This is a genomic window from Leclercia sp. 29361 (assembly GCF_011290365.1).
GTDB lineage: Bacteria > Pseudomonadota > Gammaproteobacteria > Enterobacterales > Enterobacteriaceae > Enterobacter > Enterobacter tamurae.
Map to the genome: position 1 here is coordinate 1,410,477 of NZ_CP049786.1, position 18,296 is coordinate 1,428,772.

The window sequence follows — 18,296 nt, forward strand, 5'->3', positions numbered from 1 at the left end:
AAAGATGGATTTTTTTAGCACGCAAAACATTCTGGTACACATACCGATTGGCGCTGGCGGCTATGACTTGTCATGGATTGAAGCCGTCGGGACGATAGCGGGTCTGCTCTGTATCTGGCTCGCCAGTCTGGAGAAGATCGTCAACTACGCGTTTGGCCTGGTGAACGTCACGCTGTTCGCCATCATCTTCTTTCAGATCCAGCTGTATGCCAGCCTGCTGCTGCAGCTGTTCTTCTTCGTGGCCAATATCTATGGCTGGTACGCCTGGTCGCGGCAGAACAGCCAGCAGGAGGCGGAACTGCAGATCCGCTGGCTGCCGTTACCTAAAGCCCTCGGCTGGCTGGCCGCCTGCGTGGTGGCTATCGGCCTGATGACGGTTTATATCGACCCGGTGTTCGCCTTCCTGACCCGCGTGGCGGTGTCGGTGATGAGCAGCCTGGGCCTGAACGTCACCATGCCGGAGCTGCAGCCTGATGCCTTCCCATTCTGGGATTCGTGCATGATGGTGCTGTCGATTGCCGCCATGATCCTGATGACCCGCAAATATGTCGAAAACTGGCTGCTGTGGGTGATCATCAATGTGATAAGCGTGGTGATCTTTGCTCTGCAGGGCGTCTATGCCATGTCGCTGGAGTACATGATCCTCACCTTTATTGCCCTGAACGGCAGCAGGATGTGGATTAACAGCGCGCGTGAACGAGGTTCCCACGCGCTGGCACGTTAATGGTGATGATGGGGGTGGCCGGACTGGATATCGTTGAGGTGACAGTCCGGTCCATTACAAGGGGTGTACTCCATCTGGATGGTGCTGTGCGCGATGGCGTAATGGTGCTCGAGAAAATGCTGGATACGCCCCAGGAGCGCATCGTGATCGTGGGGAGGAATGACCTGCACATGTAGGGTCATCAGCGGCTTTTCGCCTACCATCCAGACGTGAATATGATGCACATCGCGCACTTCAGGAATAGAGCGGGTTAAGTTGCGCTTTAACGCCGGAATATCCAGCGACGCCGGCGCACCCTCCAGCAGCTCATTCACACTCTCCTGCAATAACCGCCAGGCACTGCGTAACACCAGACACGAGACAACAATCGACAGGATCGGATCTATCGGCGTCCAGCCCGTCCAGAGGATCACCAGCGCCGCAACGATGGCTCCCACCGAACCCAGCAGATCCCCCAGCACGTGTAGCGCCGCCGCACGCACGTTGAGATTTTTCTCCTCACTGCCGCGATGCAAAATCCAGAACGCCAGGATATTGGCGATAAGCCCGGCAACCGCCACGACCATCATGGTAACGCCCGCAACAGGCTGAGGGTACCGGAACCGCTGGAAGGCTTCCCAGACAATTAAAATGGTGATCAACACCAGCGCGATGGCGTTGACGAATGCGGCAAGCGTAGTGAGACGCAGCCAGCCAAAGGTGCGGCCATGGCTTGGCGGGCGACGGGCAAATACTACTGCCAGCAGTGCAAACAGCAGTGCAGCCGCGTCCGTTAACATATGCCCGGCATCGGCCAACAGCGCCAGTGAGCCAGAAATCAGCCCGCCGATCACCTCGATGATCATAAAGGTGGCGGTGACGCCGAACGCCAGCATTAAGCGTTTAGCATTTCCATCCTGCGAAGAAGGGGTATGTGAGTGGGTGTGCGCCATGAATCCTATCCCGGTCCATTATTATTGTAAGTGTAGAGTTTTTAACATTTTGCACAAAAAATAAAGGAGAGCCGTAGCTCTCCTTCATCATAACCGCATTACCGTTGATTACTGGGTAGTGCCGTCAGTTTTTTGTTCTTGCGGAGTTCGTTCAGAATCGACTTTACCGGACTGATCCGGGCATTTACCGTCTTTACACATCGAGTTCTTGTGCTGATCGTCCTTGGTCATGCCGTCATTACCCATCTTGCTTGGGTCATCATTACCCATGATGGAATTAGAGCCACCCGTTGTAGAGCTATTGCCGCTACCGGTAGTGGTACCGCTAGTTGTGGCGTTAGTGCCATCAGGATTCAGCATCGTTCCGCTGCCGCCGCTGCTGGTTGTACCTGTGGTACCTGCACCCGTATTAATCTGGCTGTTACCGGTATTATTTGGAGCAATATTCTGATGTGCATCAGGCGCTACTGCTCCCGCATCCGCCGCGGCATTCGCCTGGCCGTTATTGGTGCTGGAGCCTGTATCTGCTGCCAGCGCCGCACCGCTTGCCATGGTGAGCGAAGCTGTCAGGAAAAGAGTTGCGAGTTTAGTCATTTTCATCATGCTGCTCCTGTTCTGGTCGTTATGTTCTGGATAACTTCTTTCCACAGTGCATATGCGAAATCGATATACTGCTCAGTGGTTAAAGATGCCATGATCCATACTTAGGTCAGTATGGAATCTCAATAAACGTAATAAATGCAGTGCATACAGTTAAAAAGTTTAGGGTGTATCTCGCTTTTCGCTACTTTGTGGGGTTTTTTAAGCGAATTCCAGGATTTATCTGTGCGTAGTGTAAAAGCCAGTTTACACTTCCTGACTGACAAGATAGATTGAAGGGATTGCATTCGTTTATAAAAATATGGCAACGCTGGAAAGAACATGAATTATCAGAATGACGATTTACGTATTAAAGAGATCAATGAGTTATTACCCCCTGTAGCACTCCTTGAAAAGTTTCCTGCCACCGAAAATGCTGCCAACACCGTTTCTCATGCCCGTAAAGCGATCCATAAGATCCTGAAAGGTAATGATGATCGTCTGCTGGTGGTGATCGGTCCATGCTCCATTCACGATCCTGCGGCGGCGAAAGAGTATGCCGCGCGTCTGCTGACGCTGCGCGAGACGCTGAAAGATGAGCTGGAAATTGTCATGCGCGTCTACTTTGAAAAACCGCGTACCACCGTGGGCTGGAAAGGGCTGATCAACGATCCGCATATGGATGGCAGCTTCCAGATCAACGACGGCCTGCGCATCGCCCGTAAGCTGCTGCTGGATATTAACGACAGCGGCCTGCCGGCGGCGGGTGAGTTCCTCGACATGATCACCCCGCAATATCTGGCAGACCTGATGAGCTGGGGCGCAATTGGCGCACGTACTACCGAATCTCAGGTTCACCGCGAGCTGGCATCTGGTCTTTCCTGCCCGGTGGGCTTCAAAAACGGCACCGATGGCACCATCAAAGTGGCGATCGACGCCATCAATGCTGCCGGGGCGCCGCACTGCTTCCTCTCCGTCACCAAATGGGGTCACTCCGCTATTGTAAATACCAGCGGTAACGGCGACTGCCATATCATTCTGCGCGGCGGCAAAGAGCCTAACTACAGCGCGGCGCACGTCACAGAAGTGAAGGCGGGCCTGGATAAAGCGGGTCTGGCTGCACAGGTGATGATCGACTTCAGCCATGCCAACTCCAGCAAGCAGTTTAAAAAGCAGATGGACGTTAGCACCGATGTCTGCCAGCAGATTGCGGGCGGTGAAAAGGCGATTATCGGGGTGATGATTGAGAGCCACCTGGTGGAAGGCAATCAGAATCTGGAAGGCAGCGAGCCGCTGGTTTACGGTAAGAGCGTAACCGATGCCTGCATCGGCTGGGATGACACTGAAACGGTGTTGCGTCAGCTGGCGACCGCGGTGAAAGCCCGTCGCGGCTAAAAAAATGCCGGATAAGCATCCGGCATTCAGAACCTAAGGCCCGGTCATCGCGACCGGGCTTTTTTATTACTTAGCTTTACCCTGGTTCGCAACGGCCGCAGCTTTAGCCGCGATCTCGTCAGCGTTACCCAGATAGTAGTGCTTGATTGGTTTGAAGTTTTCGTCGAACTCATACACCAGCGGTACGCCGGTTGGGATGTTCAGCTCGAGGATCTCGTCTTCGCCCATGTTGTCCAGGTATTTCACCAGCGCACGCAGGGAGTTACCGTGAGCAGCGATGATCACGCGCTCGCCGCTTTTCAGGCGTGGCAGAATGGTTTCGTTCCAGTAAGGCACAACGCGATCGATGGTCAGCGCCAGGCTTTCAGTCTGTGGCAGTTCAGCATCGGTCAGTTTCGCGTAACGCGGGTCGTGGCCCGGGTAGCGCTCGTCATCTTTGGTCAGCTCTGGTGGTGTTACCGCGAAGCCGCGACGCCACTGTTTAACCTGCTCGTCACCGTATTTTTCTGCGGTTTCTGCTTTGTTCAGACCCTGCAGCGCACCGTAGTGACGCTCGTTCAGTTTCCAGGATTTCTCAACCGGCAGCCAGGCCTGATCCAGTTCGTCCAGCACGTTCCACAGGGTGTGGATGGCACGTTTCAGCACGGAGGTATAAGCAAAATCGAAGCTGAAGCCTTCGTCTTTCAGCAGCTTGCCAGCCGCTTTCGCTTCGCCAACGCCTTTCTCGGACAGGTCAACATCATACCAACCGGTAAAACGGTTTTCGTTGTTCCACTGGCTTTCGCCATGACGTACCAGAACCAGCTTAGTTACAGCCATATTTTACTCCTCCAGAACAAGCATTATTTGAATGATAACAATTCTCATTATATTGCCGCAGCTGAGCCACGGGCAACGCTTAACCCTAACCATAGCGAAAATAGTGTCGCAGTGTAAGATGCTTGTGAATGAGGGGTTGTGATTTTGTCCGTAACTGACGCTATTTTCAGCAAGATGGATAAAAAAAAGCCCTCCTGCTGGAGGGCCCGTTTTTATTGCGCAGTAAAGTGATATTCCGTCACGCTGACGTAGGTTTCACCCGGGTGCAGCACGCAGTCTGGCTGCGGCCATTCCGGATGGTTCGGGCTGTCCGGTAAGAACTCACTTTCCAGGGCCAGGCCTTGCCAGGCCCGGTACTCACCGTCTTCCCGCGCCGGCGTGCCGTCGAGGAAATTACCAGAATAGAACTGCAGGGCAGGGGCGGTGGTGAAGACCGTCATCTGCAGCTTTTCATCGGCAGACCACAGGTGCGCCGCAGGCTGGCCGAGATCGCCCTGGGCATCGAGCAGGAAGGCATGATCGTAACCTTTCACCTTGCGCTGATCGTCATCCACCAGGAAATCCTGGGCAATGGCTTTGCTGGTGCGGAAATCAAAGCTGGTGCCTTCAACCGCTTTTAACCCTTCCTGCGGGATCCCCATCTCATCAACCGGCAGATACCTCTGGGCCAGCAGTTGCAGCTTATGATTGCGCACGTCGCTGCAGTCGCCGTCGAGGTTGAAGTAAGCGTGGTTGGTCAGGTTGACCGGGCAGGGCTTGTCCACCGTGGCGCGGTACTCAATGGCGATCCGGTTATCTTCCGTTAAGCGATAATGGACGCTCGTCTCACAGTTACCCGGGTAGCCCTGATCGCCATCCGGGGAGTGGAGGGTCAGCAGCGCTTCGCCATCATTCTGCTTGATAATGCGCCAGCGACGCTTGTCGAAGCCGTCCGGGCCGCCGTGAAGCTGGTTTTCACCCTGGCTTGGCAGCAGCGCATAGCTCACGCCGCCAAGCTCAAAGCGGCTTTTAGCGATACGGTTGGCGTAACGGCCCACCGAGGCGCCAAGAAACGCGGTTTGTTCAATGTATTGCTCAGGCGACGCGCAGCCGAGCAGGGTTTCGCGCACGCTGCCATCACGCATCGGGACGCGGGCTGACAGTAGCGTGGCGCCCCAGTCCATCAGCGTCACCACCATCCCGGCGCTATTGCGCAGGGTTAACAGGCGGTACGGCAGGCCGTCAGGGGCGAGAGCAGGGGTTTCGTTTAGCACTGGCCAGCTCCTTGTGAGGCGTTGCAGACGTAGAAGGTCTCTTTGATGCCGGTTTTGGCTTCATACTGCTGTTCAACAGCCTGCTGCACTACCGGAACCAACTCTTCCGGCACCAGCGCCACCACGCAGCCACCGAAACCTCCTCCGGTCATGCGTACGCCGCCCTGTTCACCAATCGCCGCTTTCACAATCTCCACCAGGGTGTCGATCTGCGGCACGGTGATTTCGAAATCATCGCGCATGGAGGCATGGGACTCGGCCATCAGCTCACCCATACGACGCAGATCGCCTTTCTCCAGCGCCGCCGCCGCTTCCACGGTACGGGCGTTTTCGGTCAGGACGTGACGAACGCGTTTCGCCACCACCGCATCCAGCTGGTGAGCCACTTTATTGAACTCAGTGAGCGAGACATCACGCAGCGCAGGCTGCTGGAAGAAGCGCGCGCCGGTTTCGCACTGCTCGCGGCGGGTGTTGTACTCGCTGCCCACCAGAGTGCGTTTGAAATTACTGTTGATGATGATCACCGCCGCGCCTTTCGGCAGGCTGACCGCTTTGGTACCCAGCGAACGGCAGTCGATCAATAACGCGTGACCTTTTTTACCCAGCGCCGAGATCAGCTGATCCATGATGCCGCAGTTACAGCCGACGAACTGGTTCTCTGCTTCCTGGCCGTTAAGGGCGATTTGTGCCCCGTCCAGCGGCAGGTGATACAGCTGCTGGAAGACGGTGCCGACGGCTACTTCCAGCGAGGCGGATGAGCTTAAGCCCGCGCCCTGCGGCACGTTGCCGCTGATCACCAGATCCGCGCCGCCAAAATTTTTGTTGCGCTTCTGCAGGTGTTTTACCACGCCGCGAACGTAGTTCGACCACTGCTGGCTGTCATGCTCAACAATCGGCGCATCCAGCGAGAACTCGTCGATCTGGTTGTCATAATCCGCCGCCAGCACGCGCACCTTGCGGTCGTCGCGTTTCGCGCAGCTGATCACCGTCTGGTAATCAATGGCGCAGGGCAGCACGAAACCGTCGTTGTAGTCGGTGTGCTCGCCGATCAGGTTAACGCGGCCAGGCGCCTGAATCGCGTGAGTGGCAGGGTAGCCGAACTTTTCAGCAAACAGGGCGTGGGTTTTATCTTTCAGAGTCATTGTTATTCTCCGGATTCGCGGAAATGGACATCACTCACTGCACGCAGACGCTCTGCGGCCTGTTCAGCCGTCAGGTCACGCTGGGTCTCTGCCAGCATCTCGTAACCGACCATAAATTTACGTACGGTTGCGGAGCGCAGCAGCGGCGGATAAAAGTGGGCGTGCAGCTGCCAGTGTTGATTCTCTTCGCCATTAAACGGCGCGCCGTGCCAGCCCATGGAATAGGGGAAGGAGCACTGGAACAGATTGTCATAACGGCTGGTCAGTTTTTTCAGCGCCAGGGCCAGATCGCTGCGCTGGGCCTCGCTCAGATCGGTGATCCGCAGAACATGCGCTTTCGGCAGCAGCAGGGTTTCAAATGGCCACGCCGCCCAGTATGGCACCACGGCTAACCAGTGCTCGGTTTCCACCACGGTGCGGCTACCGTCGGCCAGCTCGCGCTGAACGTAGTCCAGCAGCATCGGCGACTGCTGCTCAGCGAAATAGGCTTTTTGCAGGCGATCTTCCCGCTCCACTTCGTTGGGCATGAAGCTGTTGGCCCACACCTGACCGTGCGGATGGGGGTTGGAGCAACCCATCGCCGCGCCTTTATTCTCGAAGACCTGCACCCACGGATAGCTCTGCCCCAGCTCGGCGGTCTGTTCCTGCCAGGTTTTCACCACCTCGGTCAGGGCCTCAACGCTCAGTTCCGGCAGGGTTTTGCTGTGATCCGGCGAGAAGCAGATCACCCGGCTGGTGCCGCGTGCGCTTTCGCAGCGCATCAGCGGATCCTCACTCTGCGGGGCGTCCGGCGTGTCGGTCATCAGGGCGGCAAAGTCGTTAGTGAAAACGAAGGTGCCTTTGTAATCGGGGTTAACATCCCCGGTGACGCGGGTATTCCCCGGACAGAGGAAACAGTCCGGATCGTGCTGGGGCAGCGTTTGTTTCGCTGGCGTCTCCTGCGCACCCTGCCAGGGGCGCTTGGCGCGATGCGGAGAGACCAGGATCCACTGCCCGGTTAACGGATTAAAACGACGATGTGGGTGATCGACGGGGTTAAATTGGGTCATGACAGATCCTTAGTCCGGGTAACCCTGCGGGTGGCGAGACTGCCAGCGCCAGGTATCCTGTGCCATTTCATCGAGCGTGCGCGAGACACGCCAGTTAAGCTCTTTCTCGGCCTTGCTGGCATCCGCCCAGTAGGCAGGCAGATCGCCGTCGCGACGCGGGGCAAAGTGGTAGCTCACCGGTTTGCCACAGGCGGCGCTGAAGGCGTTAACCACATCGAGCACGCTGCTGCCGACGCCCGCGCCGAGATTATAAATATGGACGCCGGGTTTATCCGCCAGCTGCTGCATGGCCGCGACGTGACCGTCGGCGAGATCCATCACATGGATGTAGTCGCGCACGCCGGTGCCGTCCGGGGTCGGGTAGTCGTTGCCGAACACCGCCAGCGAATCACGACGGCCCACCGCCACCTGAGCGATATACGGCATCAGGTTATTCGGAATACCCTGCGGATCTTCCCCCATATCCCCTGACGGATGCGCACCCACCGGGTTGAAATAACGCAGCAGGGCGATGCTCCACTCCGGCTGGGCTTTTTGCAGGTCGGTGAGGATCTGTTCCACCATCAGTTTGCTTTTGCCGTACGGGCTTTGCGGCGTCCCGGTCGGGAAGCTTTCGGCATAAGGGATTTGCGGCTGGTCGCCATAGACGGTGGCCGAGGAGCTGAAGATGAAGTTTTTTACGCCCGCCGCGCGCATGGCAGAGACCAGACGCAGCGTACCGTTGACGTTGTTATCGTAATACTCCAGCGGTTTCGACACCGACTCGCCGACGGCTTTCAGCCCGGCAAAGTGGATCACGGTATCAATGGCGTGATCGTGGAGGATCTCGGTCATCAGCGCTTCGTTACGAATATCGCCTTCGACAAAGGCAGGCTGTTTACCGGCCAGACGTTCCATAACCGGCAGCACGCTGCGTTTACTGTTGCACAGGTTATCAAGGATGATGACGTCGTGGCCATTTTGCAGCAGTTGCACACAGGTATGACTTCCTATGTAACCGCTACCACCTGTTACCAGAACTCGCATATTTCGCTCCATTAGGCTTATGGTATGAGATAATCCTAGCATATCAGACAGCAGGAAAGTGTGACATGGGATAAAATAGTGGAATCGCTTACACTGCATTAAGCGCAGCAGCGTTCCGGCTAAAAAAGGATTGTAAATCAAAGTGCCTGGGGTGGGATGTTGCAGGTTATCTGAAAAAGGCGGGGGCGTGGCCCCCGTCAGGGTGTCAGACCGGGCCCGTCTGGTAGCGGTAACTGTCGCCGTCAGCGACAAACTCCAGCCGATGGGTGATACAGGCGGGGGCATCTTCCGCATGGTGGGAGACAAACAGCAGCTGCGTTTCCCCTTCGCTAATCAGGACATCCACAAAACGGCGAATCAGCTGGCGGTTGAGCGGATCGAGCCCCTGCAAAGGTTCATCGAGGATCAGCAGGGTCGGGTGTTTCACCAGCGCACGCACAATCAGCGCCAGCCGCTGCTGGCCCCACGACAGGCTGCTGAAAGGGGCATCCGCGACCCGGTTATCCATGCCGAGAATATCCAGCCACTGCTGCGCCAGCTTGTGCTGCTTATCGGAAACCGCCTGATAAATGCCAATGGAGTCAAAATAACCCGACAGAATAACGTTGCGCAACGTGGTGCTGACCCGGTAGTCGAGGTGCAGGCTGCTGCTGACGTAGCCGATATGCTTTTTGATATCCCAGATGGTTTCGCCGCTGCCGCGACGGCGGCCAAACAGGGTTAAATCGTTGCTGTACCCCTGGGGGTGATCGCCGGTAATCAGGCTCAGCAGGGTCGATTTCCCGGCGCCGTTAGGGCCAACAATTTGCCAGTGCTCACCGGGATTCACCGTCCAGCTGAGCTGGTCGAGGATTGGGCGATCGTTATACGACACCACGCCGTTGTTGAGCACAATCCGCGGTTGATCCTGCGGCAGGGCATGGCGCACCGAAGGGGCATCCGGTTCCGGCAGGGTGACGCCGTTCAGTTTTTCGCTGTGCGCCAGCTGGGCAATCAGGGCCTGATTCAGCAGGTGCGCTTTTTCACCCACCGCCGTCAGGGTGCAATCTGCCAGCACCCCGGCGTGCTGCACAAAATCAGGGATCTCGTCAAAGCGGTTCAGGACCAGCACCAGGGTGTAACCCCGCTGATTGAGGGAGGCCAGCAGATCCGCCAGTTGCCCGCGGGATTTCACATCGAGGCCGTCGAAAGGCTCATCGAGGATCAGCAGTTCGGGCTCGGCCATCAGGGCCTGGCACAGCAGCGTTTTGCGGGTTTCACCGGTGGAGAGGTATTTAAGGCGTCGGTCGAGCAGGTGAGTGATGCCGAACTGTTCCGCCAGATCGCGGCAGCGGGCCTCGTCTTTGACCTCATCCTGGATGATCTCAGCCGCCGTGCGGCCGGTATCCTCTTCGCCGGGGCTAAGGAGATCGGTGTTATTGCGTTGCCACTCGTCGCTGACCAGCTTTTGCAACTGTTCGAAGGAGAGGCGGGTGAGGCGCGTAAAGGTGCTCTGGCGTTCGCCCTTCAGCAGCGTCAGCTCCCCGGCCAGCGCCCGGGCGAGGGCAGACTTGCCGCTGCCGTTACTGCCAACGAACGCCCAACTTTCACCAGCATTGAGCGTAAAATCCGCGAGCGTGAGCGTTCGGGTATCGCTAAGACGAAACGTGCCTTGCGAAATTTGCAATGATGACATGACTTATCCCATTTTTTGCAGCAATAGGTCTCAGGGATACCCACTGTCGGCGCGAATGTCAATGCGCTTAGCACAACGTGGCGATAATCACCCGGTCAGCATTAAAATATGCCGTCGCCTCAGCACCTTCTTCTAAACCCAGGCTCTGGGCCAGGGGCAGGGTGGCGCAGAGCGTCTGGCCGTCGGGCAGGGTCATCAGCACTTCACACTGCTCGTCGCCACGATCGATATGGTTGATGATCCCCGGCAGCTGGTTATCCGCCTGCTTCGCCGTTTCATTGTCCTGAGTGATGCTGACCCAGGGCGCTTTCAGCAGCACCAGCACCTCTTTGCCCTCATCCAGCCCCAGTCGCGTGCCGCTCCGGGCAGTAATCGCCGCTTTCAGGCGGGTGGTGCCGTCGGCAAGCAAGACCTCCACATGCTGTTGCACCTGGTCGTCATCGCGGGCGGTAACGGTGCCAAACCACTGGTTGCGGGCGCTGGTCTGTAAAGAGAAACGCGAGATGGCACCGAGCAGGCTGTCCAGCGGCAGGGCGTCGTCATGGCTTAAGACATCGAAGGCTTTCTGTTGGATCTGCGCCAGCAGGTCATAGAGCTGGATTAGCCGCTGTCCGTAGCGCGTCAGAATCGCACCGCCGCCGCCTTTGCCGCCGGTGGCGCGATCGACCAGGGGGTGTTCGCTCAGGGTATTCATCTCGTTGATAGCATCCCAGGCGCTTTTGTAGCTAATGCCGGCGTTCTTTGCTCCCTGGCTGATGGAGCCGGTCTGCGCGATCTGTTTAAGCAGGGCGATGCGGCGGGGATCGGCAAACAGTTTTTGCTGAAGACGTAGGGTGAGGAGAATTTCGGCCTGCATAACAATGTCCTGGCAAAAGGGGTATTGTGACGGAATTCGTTTTATGCGCAAACTGTACCGCACAAAAGGGGATGTATTTCTCGCTTTTCCGGTTAGAATAAAGCATTCACATTGTCTGGAGAAAGCCATGTTAGAGTTGCTGAAAAGTCTGGTATTCGCCGTAATCATGGTGCCAGTGGTGATGGCTATCATCCTCGGTGCTATTTACGGTCTGGGTGAGGTGTTCAACATCTTTTCCAATGTCGGCCACAGAAAACAGCCGAAAAAGCAGAATTAATTCCCTGTAAAAACGCCCGGTTCCGCCGGGCGTTTTGCTCTCAAGTTTCCCCCCTCCGCGCCGATATTATTTTCGGCATCAATTTGATCTACTCACCGATCGGCACGATTTAACGCTGGGCAAACCCTGGGGTTATCGTTATATTTCGCTGTATATAACGAAACTCAAAGGAGCTAAAGATGGCACGTACATGGTTACGCCTTTTCGCAGGGGCAACGCTGACCCTCACCCTGACCGGGCATGCCCTGGCGGATGAGGGCAAAGTTACCGTCTTCGCGGCGGCCTCCCTGACGAACGCGATGCAGGATATTGCAGCGGCGTATAAAAAAGAGAAAGACGTTGAGGTGGTATCGTCATTTGCCTCTTCCTCGACCCTGGCGCGTCAAATTGAAGCGGGCGCGCCTGCGGACCTGTTTATCTCTGCCGATCAGAAGTGGATGGATTACGCTGTCGGGAAAAAAGCGATAGATACCGCCAGTCGTGTAACCCTGCTGGGCAATAGCCTGGTGGTGGTGGCACCGAAAGCGAGTGCTCAGGGCGAGATCGCCATCAATAAAGAGACCAACTGGACCAGCCTGCTGAAAGAGGGGCGTCTGGCGGTGGGCGATCCGGAACACGTGCCGGCGGGCATTTATGCCAAAGAGGCGCTGCAAAAACTGGGGGCCTGGGAGACGCTGTCGCCAAAACTGGCCCCGGCAGAAGATGTGCGCGGTGCCCTGGCGCTGGTGGAGCGCAACGAAGCGCCGCTGGGGATTGTTTACGGTTCCGATGCCGTTGCCGGAAAAGGGGTGAAAGTGGTCGGGACCTTCCCGGAAGACTCGCACAAGAAAGTGGAATATCCTGTTGCCATCGTCGATGGACATAAAAACGCGACCGTCAGCGCCTTCTACGAGTATCTGAAGGGGCCGCAGGCGTCGGCAATCTTTAAACGTTACGGATTTACGACTCACGAATGATATTGACCGATCCTGAATGGCAGGCCGTGCTGCTGAGCCTGAAAGTCTCTTCCCTCGCGGTTGCATTTAGTTTGCCCTTTGGGATCTTTTTCGCCTGGTTGCTGGTCCGCTGTAAGTTCCCCGGTAAAGCGCTCCTCGACAGCGTTTTGCATCTGCCGTTGGTGCTGCCGCCGGTGGTGGTCGGCTATTTGCTGCTCATCGCCATGGGACGCCGCGGGTTTATCGGTGAGCGTCTGTACGAGTGGTTTGGCTTGAGCTTTGCCTTCAGCTGGCGCGGGGCGGTAATGGCCGCCGCGGTGATGTCATTCCCGCTGATGGTGCGGGCGATCCGCCTGGCGCTGGAGGGGGTGGATATGAAACTTGAGCAGGCCGCCCGCACGCTCGGTGCCGGGCGCTGGCGGGTGTTTCTGACCATCACGCTTCCCCTGACGCTGCCGGGCATTATTGTCGGCACCGTGCTGGCCTTTGCCCGCTCGCTGGGGGAGTTTGGCGCGACCATCACCTTTGTCTCCAATATTCCCGGCGAAACCCGCACCCTCCCGTCGGCGATGTATACCCTGATTCAGACCCCCGGTGGCGAAGGAGCCGCCGCGCGTCTTTGCATTATCTCCATTGTGCTGGCGATGGTGTCGCTGCTGGTGTCGGAGTGGCTGGCCCGTGTAAGTCGTGAACGGATGGGGAACTGACCATGCTGGAACTCAATTTTACCCAGACCCTGGGCGAGCACTGCCTGACCCTCAACGAAACCCTGCCTGCCAGCGGGATCACCGCCATTTTTGGCGTCTCCGGGGCGGGGAAGACCTCGCTGATTAATGCCATCAGCGGACTGACCCGGCCCCAGTCTGGCCGCATCGTGCTCAACGACCGGGTGCTGAATGACGTCGAAAAGCGCATTTACCTGACCCCGGAAAAGCGCCGGATTGGCTATGTCTTCCAGGATGCGCGGCTGTTCCCGCACTACAAGGTGCTGGGCAACCTGCGTTACGGCATGGCGAAAAGCATGGCCGGACAGTTCGATAAGCTGGTGGCCCTGCTGGGCATTGAGCACCTGCTTGATCGGCTGCCGTCATCGCTGTCGGGCGGGGAAAAACAGCGCGTGGCGATAGGCCGGGCGCTACTCACCGCCCCGGAACTGCTGCTGCTGGACGAACCGCTGGCGTCGCTGGATATCCCCCGCAAGCGTGAGCTGCTACCGTATCTGCAGCGCCTGGCGCGCGAAATCAATATCCCGATGCTGTATGTCAGCCACTCGCTGGATGAGATCCTGCATCTGGCCGATAAGGTGCTGGTGCTGGAGAACGGCAGCGTGAAGGCGTTCGGTAATCTGGAGGAAGTGTGGGGCAGCAGCGTGATGCATCCCTGGCTGCCGCCGGAGCAGCAGAGCAGCATTATGAAGGTGAGCGTGCTGGAGCACCATCCCCACTACGCCATGACCGCTCTGGCGATTGGCGATCAGCATGTCTGGGTGAATAAGCTGGATAAACCGCTGCACACTAACCTGCGCATTCGCATTCAGGCGTCGGATGTTTCGCTGGTGCTGCAGCCCCCGTTACAGAGCAGCATCCGTAACATTCTGCGCGCCAAAGTGGCCCAGTGTTACGACGATAATGGTCAGGTTGAGGTCCAGCTGGAAATCGGCAGCCGCACGCTGTGGGCGCGCATCAGCCCGTGGGCCAGGGATGAACTGGGGATCAAGCCTGGCCTCTGGCTCTACGCGCAGATCAAGAGCGTGTCGATTACCACCTGATCACACCAGATGGGTATAGATGAATTGCGCGATGCTGTCAGTGGTGTTGTCGCCAATCACAATGTTGGCGCGTGCTTTGACGGCGTCATCGGCATTTCCCATCGCCACCCCGGTCCCGGCCGCTTCCAGCATACTGATGTCATTGTAATTATCGCCAAAGGCAATGACATCCTTCATTGACCCGCCGATGGATTCCACATACTGCGCCAGGCGCTTGCCCTTGCTATTGCCTTTGCGGGCGATATCCACCTGATCGTGCCAGGACCATTCGCACTCCAGGCCCAGCGTCTGCTCCACGTGTTTAGCGAAGGCGTTCAGCTTAGTGGTGTCCTCATCGGTGAGGGCGAATTTCCAGATGGCGTTAACCTCCCGGGCCGCCTGCGCCAGCGACGGCACCTGAGTGAAGGCCGGACGCTGCGCTTCCGGCAGTGACAGCGCCCAGTTGCTGGTGCGGATCACGTGGCCGGTCGGGCGTTCGTAAAGCATCGCGTCGTCGACATACATCAGGCCGTGAATGGCGTATTCATCGAGCAGATCAATCAGTTGCAGCGCCTGGGGAACCGGCAGCGGATCGGCCTGCAGAACCTTTTTTGCTTGATAATCATACAAATAGGTGCCATTACAACAAATTGCAGGTGTATCCAGCGCCAGTGCCTGATAAAAAGGATGAATCGCAACATGATGACGACCGGTCACGATGAGGAGCTGGTATCCCACTTCCTGGGCACGTTTCAGTGCCTCAAGCGAAGAGGGGAGCAGGGTTTTTTGCGGGGTTAACAGCGTACCGTCTAAATCCAGTGCAATCACACGCGAGGTCATTTGATCTTCCGGGTTAATGTTGAAAGGACAGAATGAGCAGATGGTACACCGCGCAACTAACGCTGCAAAATTCCTGGTTAAAATTCAGCATTCACCGTTAAAAAAGACTATCCTGGTACATTACTTTTACGCGCAGTGAGGAAAGGAGCATTCATGAAACAAACCGTTTATACCGCCAGTCCTGAAAGCCAGCAGATCCATGTCTGGCGTCTGAATCCCGAAGGTACACTCACCCTGGTTCAGGTCGTCGATGTTCCCGGCCAGGTTCAGCCGATGGCGATCAGCCCGGATAAACGTTTCCTGTATGTGGGTGTGCGTCCGGAATTCCGGGTGCTCGCGTACCGTATCTCTCCTGACGATGGCGCCCTGACGTACACGGCCGAAGCGGCCCTGCCGGGTAGCCCGACCCATATCTCAACCGATCTGCAGGGGCGCTTTATCTTCAGCGGCTCTTACAACGCTGGTTGCGTCAGCGTGACCCGCCTGGATGACGGCATCCCGACGGAGACCGTTGAGGTGGTTGAAGGCCTGGAAGGGTGTCACTCAGCTAACATCTCCCCGGATAACCGCACCCTGTGGGTACCGGCGCTGAAACAGGATCGTATCTGCCTGTTTACGCTGGGTGATGACGGCAAACTGGCGGCGCAAACGCCGGCAGAAGTCACCACCGTTGAAGGTGCTGGCCCGCGTCATATGGCGTTCCACCCGAACCAGAAATTTGCCTACGTGGTGAATGAGCTGAACTGCTCGGTAGACGTCTGGGCGCTGCGCGATCCGCACGGCAATATCGAGTGTGTCCAGACCCTGGACATGATGCCAGCTGACTTCACCGACACGCGCTGGGGGGCGGATATCCACATCACCCCTGACGGACGCCATCTCTATACCTGCGACCGTACTTCCAGCCTGATCACCATTTTCAGCATCTCTGAAGATGGCAGCGTGCTGGCTATCGAAGGCTTCCAGCCGACCGAGACCCAGCCGCGCGGCTTTAATGTCGATCACAGCGGTAAATTCCTGATTGCGGCGGGTCAAAAATCGCACCATATCGCACTGTATGAGATTCAGGGCGAGCAGGGGCTGCTGGAAGAGAAGGGACGTTATGCCGTCGGCCAGGGGCCAATGTGGGTGGTGGTTAACGCTTACTAAGGCGGATGAAATAAAAAAACCTCGCACATGCGAGGTTTTTTTATGCCCGGTGGTAGCCGGGTGAGCACATCGGAAACACCAACCTCAACATAGTAATCCCGGCTTGAGACTATGTAAAATTAACCTATGGCCACAGAATGGGTTGAACCGCTGAGTTAATGATTATGATACTGAAAAATAATAATATTTTTGGTGACCTGAACAAATTCTTAATCTGCGTGAAACTGTTTTTATATACAGTTATCAGAGATTACAATGTTGCCGTTGGTTCGATGTGAGCAGTTCCGCAAATCAGGTTTCTTTTAAGTCCTGGCTGGCGGGTGGTGCCGTCAGTGCCTTAACTGTGGAGCACATCGGTAACACCAACGCCCACTGGTGACAGGCAGCGGAAAGGTAAGTCAGTGGAAGTGCTCCTGACCAAAGGAGTGGCGTATGAGCAGTATGGGATGGGTAATTCTGTTCCTGCAACTCATGGTTGCAGTATTGCAACTGCTGGATGCGTATCTTAAGACCGGTGCCTGACGTGCCCAGCCGCAGCATCAAGGGGGAGTCACTCCCCCTTTTTGCTAAAATCTTACTGCTTCGGTTCTGCGATCACTTTGCTGCCCACACCGCGGTTGTTGTATTCCCACATGCGGTTGAAGTTAGCTTCGTTGAGGTTACGCTGCACGTTGCCTTTGTCATCCACCGCACCGGTATTACCCGCGTACGGACGCTGAGAGACAGCCGCGTTGCCCCATGGTTTTGCCATGTTGAAGCCTTCGTTGATCACGCTGTCGCGGATCACCACCTGGCCATTAGTGGCAGAATCCACATCCAGCGAGCGGCCCAGCTGTGCCACACCGTCACCCATCGCGGTAAAGCGACTGTTCACCGCCAGGAAGCCGTAGAACATGTTCGACAGGGTGGCTGGCGCAAAGACATAGCCTTCCTGTTGAGTACGGCTGTTCATCACGCGGAAATCGGTGTTATCAAACACCACGGCACCGCGCCCGGAGACAATATCCACATCGCCTTCGATGTAGCTGTTGGTGACCAGCGTACGGGTGATTCGGTTGTTTTTCAGGGTGTTCTCAACGCCACTGTTAGTGACGAAGAAAGTGTTCTGACGACCCAGAATATTCACCTTGTCGATCTGCACCTGATCGCCATCGCTGCGCAGGGCTACCGCCTGGTGGTTACCGGCATCAACGCTGTCACCCAGATTGTTTTCAATCGTCAGGTTCTGCAGCTGCAGGCCGTTGTTCTGCGACCAGAAGACCGCAGAACACATCACGCCAACGGTGGCGCTGTGCTTGCTCTGGCAACGGTCAAACATGTACCAGGCCGGTTTACCCGGCATGTATTTACCGCCCGGGTTAACCAGACGACGCCAGGTGGCGGTATCGATTTCGGAGTCGATCGCCAGACCAATTTTCACATCAATCGGTTTATCGCCCGTCCCGTACAGCGTCACGCTACCCGGTGCGGCAGGCACATACACGGTGCCTTCGTATTCGCCTGGTAAAATGGCGATGTACTGACGGGAGCTGCTGTGCTTAGCAATGGCTGCGTCAACCGCCGCCTGAATGGTGGTATGCGTAACACCCTGGGTTCCCGCCGGGCCAACCACAAAGTTTGGCTGCGCTGGCAGTCGAATAGCGTACGGACTCCACGGCGTCGCGTTAGGATCCATGGCCGTGAAGTAGCGAGCCTGCTGGAAGTTTTTCGCTTCTTCGGCAGAAAGGATCGGGCGGGAAGCCGTGCCAGGTGCAGCCTGCTCTGAAGGCAGTTGATCCGGCGGAGTAGAGCTGCACGCAGACAACGTCACGCCAAATGCGAGGGCCAGCGCCAGACGAGAAATCCTGGAAATGTTCAAGGGAAAGCTCCTGCAAAGCATATCAATAGGGGGATAACTG

At 56.8% G+C, this 18,296-nt stretch carries 19 protein-coding genes; 8 read left to right on the forward strand and 11 right to left on the reverse strand.

All coding sequences use genetic code 11. From position 1 onward, the window contains the following. Nucleotides 1–4 precede the first annotated feature (4 nt). Nucleotides 5–724, forward strand: coding sequence for a nicotinamide riboside transporter PnuC (pnuC, locus tag G7090_RS06655; protein WP_166181885.1), 720 nt, complete (start codon nt 5–7; stop codon nt 722–724). Here the strand turns inward: pnuC and zitB are convergent. Together zitB and G7090_RS06665 are read right to left on the reverse strand one after the other, a co-directional pair. Continuing rightward, nucleotides 721–1,656 carry a CDF family zinc transporter ZitB gene (zitB, locus tag G7090_RS06660; RefSeq protein ID WP_166181886.1) on the reverse strand — a complete coding sequence of 312 codons (936 nt, stop codon included), beginning with the start codon at nt 1,654–1,656 and terminating at the stop codon, nt 721–723. The two genes, pnuC and zitB, sit on opposite strands and share 4 nt — an antisense overlap. 108 nt (nt 1,657–1,764) lie before the next feature. Next, nucleotides 1,765–2,256 (reverse strand): protein YbgS, encoded by a 492-nt coding sequence (locus G7090_RS06665; RefSeq protein ID WP_166185126.1) that lies wholly within the window; start codon nt 2,254–2,256, stop codon nt 1,765–1,767. 321 nt (nt 2,257–2,577) lie between these two features. On the opposite strand from G7090_RS06665, the gene aroG reads away from it, so the two are divergent. Further along, the gene (aroG, locus tag G7090_RS06670) at nt 2,578–3,630 is read left to right on the forward strand and encodes a 3-deoxy-7-phosphoheptulonate synthase AroG (protein ID WP_166181887.1); all 1,053 of its coding nucleotides are present in this window, start codon (nt 2,578–2,580) and stop codon (nt 3,628–3,630) included. Between the two features lie 66 nt (nt 3,631–3,696). Here the strand turns inward: aroG and gpmA are convergent, their stop codons facing one another. The 7 genes from gpmA to modE all read right to left on the reverse strand — a co-directional run bounded on the left by gpmA (nt 3,697) and on the right by modE (nt 11,450). Beyond that, entirely contained in the window at nt 3,697–4,449 is a 753-nt protein-coding gene (gene gpmA / locus G7090_RS06675; RefSeq protein WP_032617105.1) for a 2,3-diphosphoglycerate-dependent phosphoglycerate mutase, read from the reverse strand. Between the two features lie 212 nt (nt 4,450–4,661). Beyond that, a complete protein-coding gene (galM, locus tag G7090_RS06680) occupies nt 4,662–5,702 on the reverse strand; it encodes a galactose-1-epimerase (RefSeq protein WP_166181888.1) in 1,041 nt (346 codons plus the stop codon). Beyond that, entirely contained in the window at nt 5,696–6,844 is a 1,149-nt protein-coding gene (gene galK, locus G7090_RS06685; RefSeq protein ID WP_166181889.1) for a galactokinase, read from the reverse strand. The genes galM and galK overlap by 7 nt, the downstream gene beginning before the upstream one ends. A gap of 2 nt (nt 6,845–6,846) precedes the next feature. Further along, nucleotides 6,847–7,893, reverse strand: coding sequence for a galactose-1-phosphate uridylyltransferase (gene galT, locus G7090_RS06690; RefSeq protein ID WP_166181890.1), 1,047 nt, complete (start codon nt 7,891–7,893; stop codon nt 6,847–6,849). A 9-nt stretch (nt 7,894–7,902) separates the two neighbouring features. Next, nucleotides 7,903–8,919, reverse strand: coding sequence for a UDP-glucose 4-epimerase GalE (gene galE, locus G7090_RS06695; RefSeq protein ID WP_106992394.1), 1,017 nt, complete (start codon nt 8,917–8,919; stop codon nt 7,903–7,905). A gap of 205 nt (nt 8,920–9,124) precedes the next feature. After that, on the reverse strand, nt 9,125–10,594 hold the full coding sequence (gene modF / locus G7090_RS06700; RefSeq protein WP_166181891.1) for a molybdate ABC transporter ATP-binding protein ModF: 1,470 nt from the start codon (nt 10,592–10,594) through the stop codon (nt 9,125–9,127). Nucleotides 10,595–10,661: 67 nt separating this feature from the next. Continuing rightward, a complete protein-coding gene (gene modE / locus G7090_RS06705) occupies nt 10,662–11,450 on the reverse strand; it encodes a molybdenum-dependent transcriptional regulator (RefSeq protein WP_166181892.1) in 789 nt (262 codons plus the stop codon). Between the two features lie 127 nt (nt 11,451–11,577). Between modE and G7090_RS06710 the strand changes: the two genes are divergently transcribed. The 4 genes from G7090_RS06710 to modC all read left to right on the forward strand — a co-directional run bounded on the left by G7090_RS06710 (nt 11,578) and on the right by modC (nt 14,430). Further along, nucleotides 11,578–11,727, forward strand: a complete 150-nt coding sequence (locus G7090_RS06710; RefSeq protein WP_032617112.1) for an AcrZ family multidrug efflux pump-associated protein — start codon at nt 11,578–11,580, stop codon at nt 11,725–11,727. A 179-nt stretch (nt 11,728–11,906) separates the two neighbouring features. After that, nucleotides 11,907–12,683 (forward strand): molybdate ABC transporter substrate-binding protein, encoded by a 777-nt coding sequence (gene modA / locus G7090_RS06715; protein ID WP_166181893.1) that lies wholly within the window; start codon nt 11,907–11,909, stop codon nt 12,681–12,683. Beyond that, a complete protein-coding gene (gene modB / locus G7090_RS06720; RefSeq protein ID WP_106992398.1) occupies nt 12,680–13,369 on the forward strand; it encodes a molybdate ABC transporter permease subunit in 690 nt (229 codons plus the stop codon). Before modA ends, modB begins: the two co-directional genes overlap by 4 nt. 2 nt (nt 13,370–13,371) lie before the next feature. After that, nucleotides 13,372–14,430 (forward strand): molybdenum ABC transporter ATP-binding protein ModC, encoded by a 1,059-nt coding sequence (modC, locus tag G7090_RS06725; RefSeq protein WP_106992399.1) that lies wholly within the window; start codon nt 13,372–13,374, stop codon nt 14,428–14,430. Here the strand turns inward: modC and G7090_RS06730 are convergent, their stop codons facing one another. Beyond that, nucleotides 14,431–15,249 carry a pyridoxal phosphatase gene (locus G7090_RS06730; protein WP_166181894.1) on the reverse strand — a complete coding sequence of 273 codons (819 nt, stop codon included), beginning with the start codon at nt 15,247–15,249 and terminating at the stop codon, nt 14,431–14,433. Nucleotides 15,250–15,402: 153 nt separating this feature from the next. Between G7090_RS06730 and pgl the strand changes: the two genes are divergently transcribed. Then, nucleotides 15,403–16,398, forward strand: a complete 996-nt coding sequence (gene pgl, locus G7090_RS06735) for a 6-phosphogluconolactonase (protein WP_106992401.1) — start codon at nt 15,403–15,405, stop codon at nt 16,396–16,398. A gap of 432 nt (nt 16,399–16,830) precedes the next feature. Further along, nucleotides 16,831–16,920: a type I toxin-antitoxin system toxin TisB gene (gene tisB / locus G7090_RS06740; protein ID WP_142488739.1), complete on the forward strand. Its 90-nt coding sequence runs from the start codon at nt 16,831–16,833 to the stop codon at nt 16,918–16,920. 52 nt (nt 16,921–16,972) lie between these two features. On the opposite strand, the gene G7090_RS06745 is transcribed toward tisB, so the two are convergent. Next, nucleotides 16,973–18,256 carry a putative acyl-CoA thioester hydrolase gene (locus tag G7090_RS06745; RefSeq protein ID WP_166181895.1) on the reverse strand — a complete coding sequence of 428 codons (1,284 nt, stop codon included), beginning with the start codon at nt 18,254–18,256 and terminating at the stop codon, nt 16,973–16,975. Nucleotides 18,257–18,296 lie beyond the last annotated feature (40 nt).

Bases quoted from the DNA above. Each gene is read 5' to 3' on its own strand.
- galT (WP_166181890.1), bottom strand. From the start codon at position 7,893: ATGACCCAATTTAACCCCGTCGATCACCCACATCGTCGTTTTAATCCG.
- galK (WP_166181889.1), bottom strand. From the start codon at position 6,844: ATGACTCTGAAAGATAAAACCCACGCCCTGTTTGCTGAAAAGTTCGGC.
- gpmA (WP_032617105.1), bottom strand. From the start codon at position 4,449: ATGGCTGTAACTAAGCTGGTTCTGGTACGTCATGGCGAAAGCCAGTGG.
- G7090_RS06710 (WP_032617112.1), top strand. From the start codon at position 11,578: ATGTTAGAGTTGCTGAAAAGTCTGGTATTCGCCGTAATCATGGTGCCA.
- pnuC (WP_166181885.1), top strand. From the start codon at position 5: ATGGATTTTTTTAGCACGCAAAACATTCTGGTACACATACCGATTGGC.
- modE (WP_166181892.1), bottom strand. From the start codon at position 11,450: ATGCAGGCCGAAATTCTCCTCACCCTACGTCTTCAGCAAAAACTGTTT.
- zitB (WP_166181886.1), bottom strand. From the start codon at position 1,656: ATGGCGCACACCCACTCACATACCCCTTCTTCGCAGGATGGAAATGCT.
- modC (WP_106992399.1), top strand. From the start codon at position 13,372: ATGCTGGAACTCAATTTTACCCAGACCCTGGGCGAGCACTGCCTGACC.
- G7090_RS06665 (WP_166185126.1), bottom strand. From the start codon at position 2,256: ATGAAAATGACTAAACTCGCAACTCTTTTCCTGACAGCTTCGCTCACC.
- tisB (WP_142488739.1), top strand. From the start codon at position 16,831: ATGAGCAGTATGGGATGGGTAATTCTGTTCCTGCAACTCATGGTTGCA.
- G7090_RS06730 (WP_166181894.1), bottom strand. From the start codon at position 15,249: ATGACCTCGCGTGTGATTGCACTGGATTTAGACGGTACGCTGTTAACC.
- modA (WP_166181893.1), top strand. From the start codon at position 11,907: ATGGCACGTACATGGTTACGCCTTTTCGCAGGGGCAACGCTGACCCTC.
- modB (WP_106992398.1), top strand. From the start codon at position 12,680: ATGATATTGACCGATCCTGAATGGCAGGCCGTGCTGCTGAGCCTGAAA.
- aroG (WP_166181887.1), top strand. From the start codon at position 2,578: ATGAATTATCAGAATGACGATTTACGTATTAAAGAGATCAATGAGTTA.
- pgl (WP_106992401.1), top strand. From the start codon at position 15,403: ATGAAACAAACCGTTTATACCGCCAGTCCTGAAAGCCAGCAGATCCAT.
- modF (WP_166181891.1), bottom strand. From the start codon at position 10,594: ATGTCATCATTGCAAATTTCGCAAGGCACGTTTCGTCTTAGCGATACC.
- galE (WP_106992394.1), bottom strand. From the start codon at position 8,919: ATGCGAGTTCTGGTAACAGGTGGTAGCGGTTACATAGGAAGTCATACC.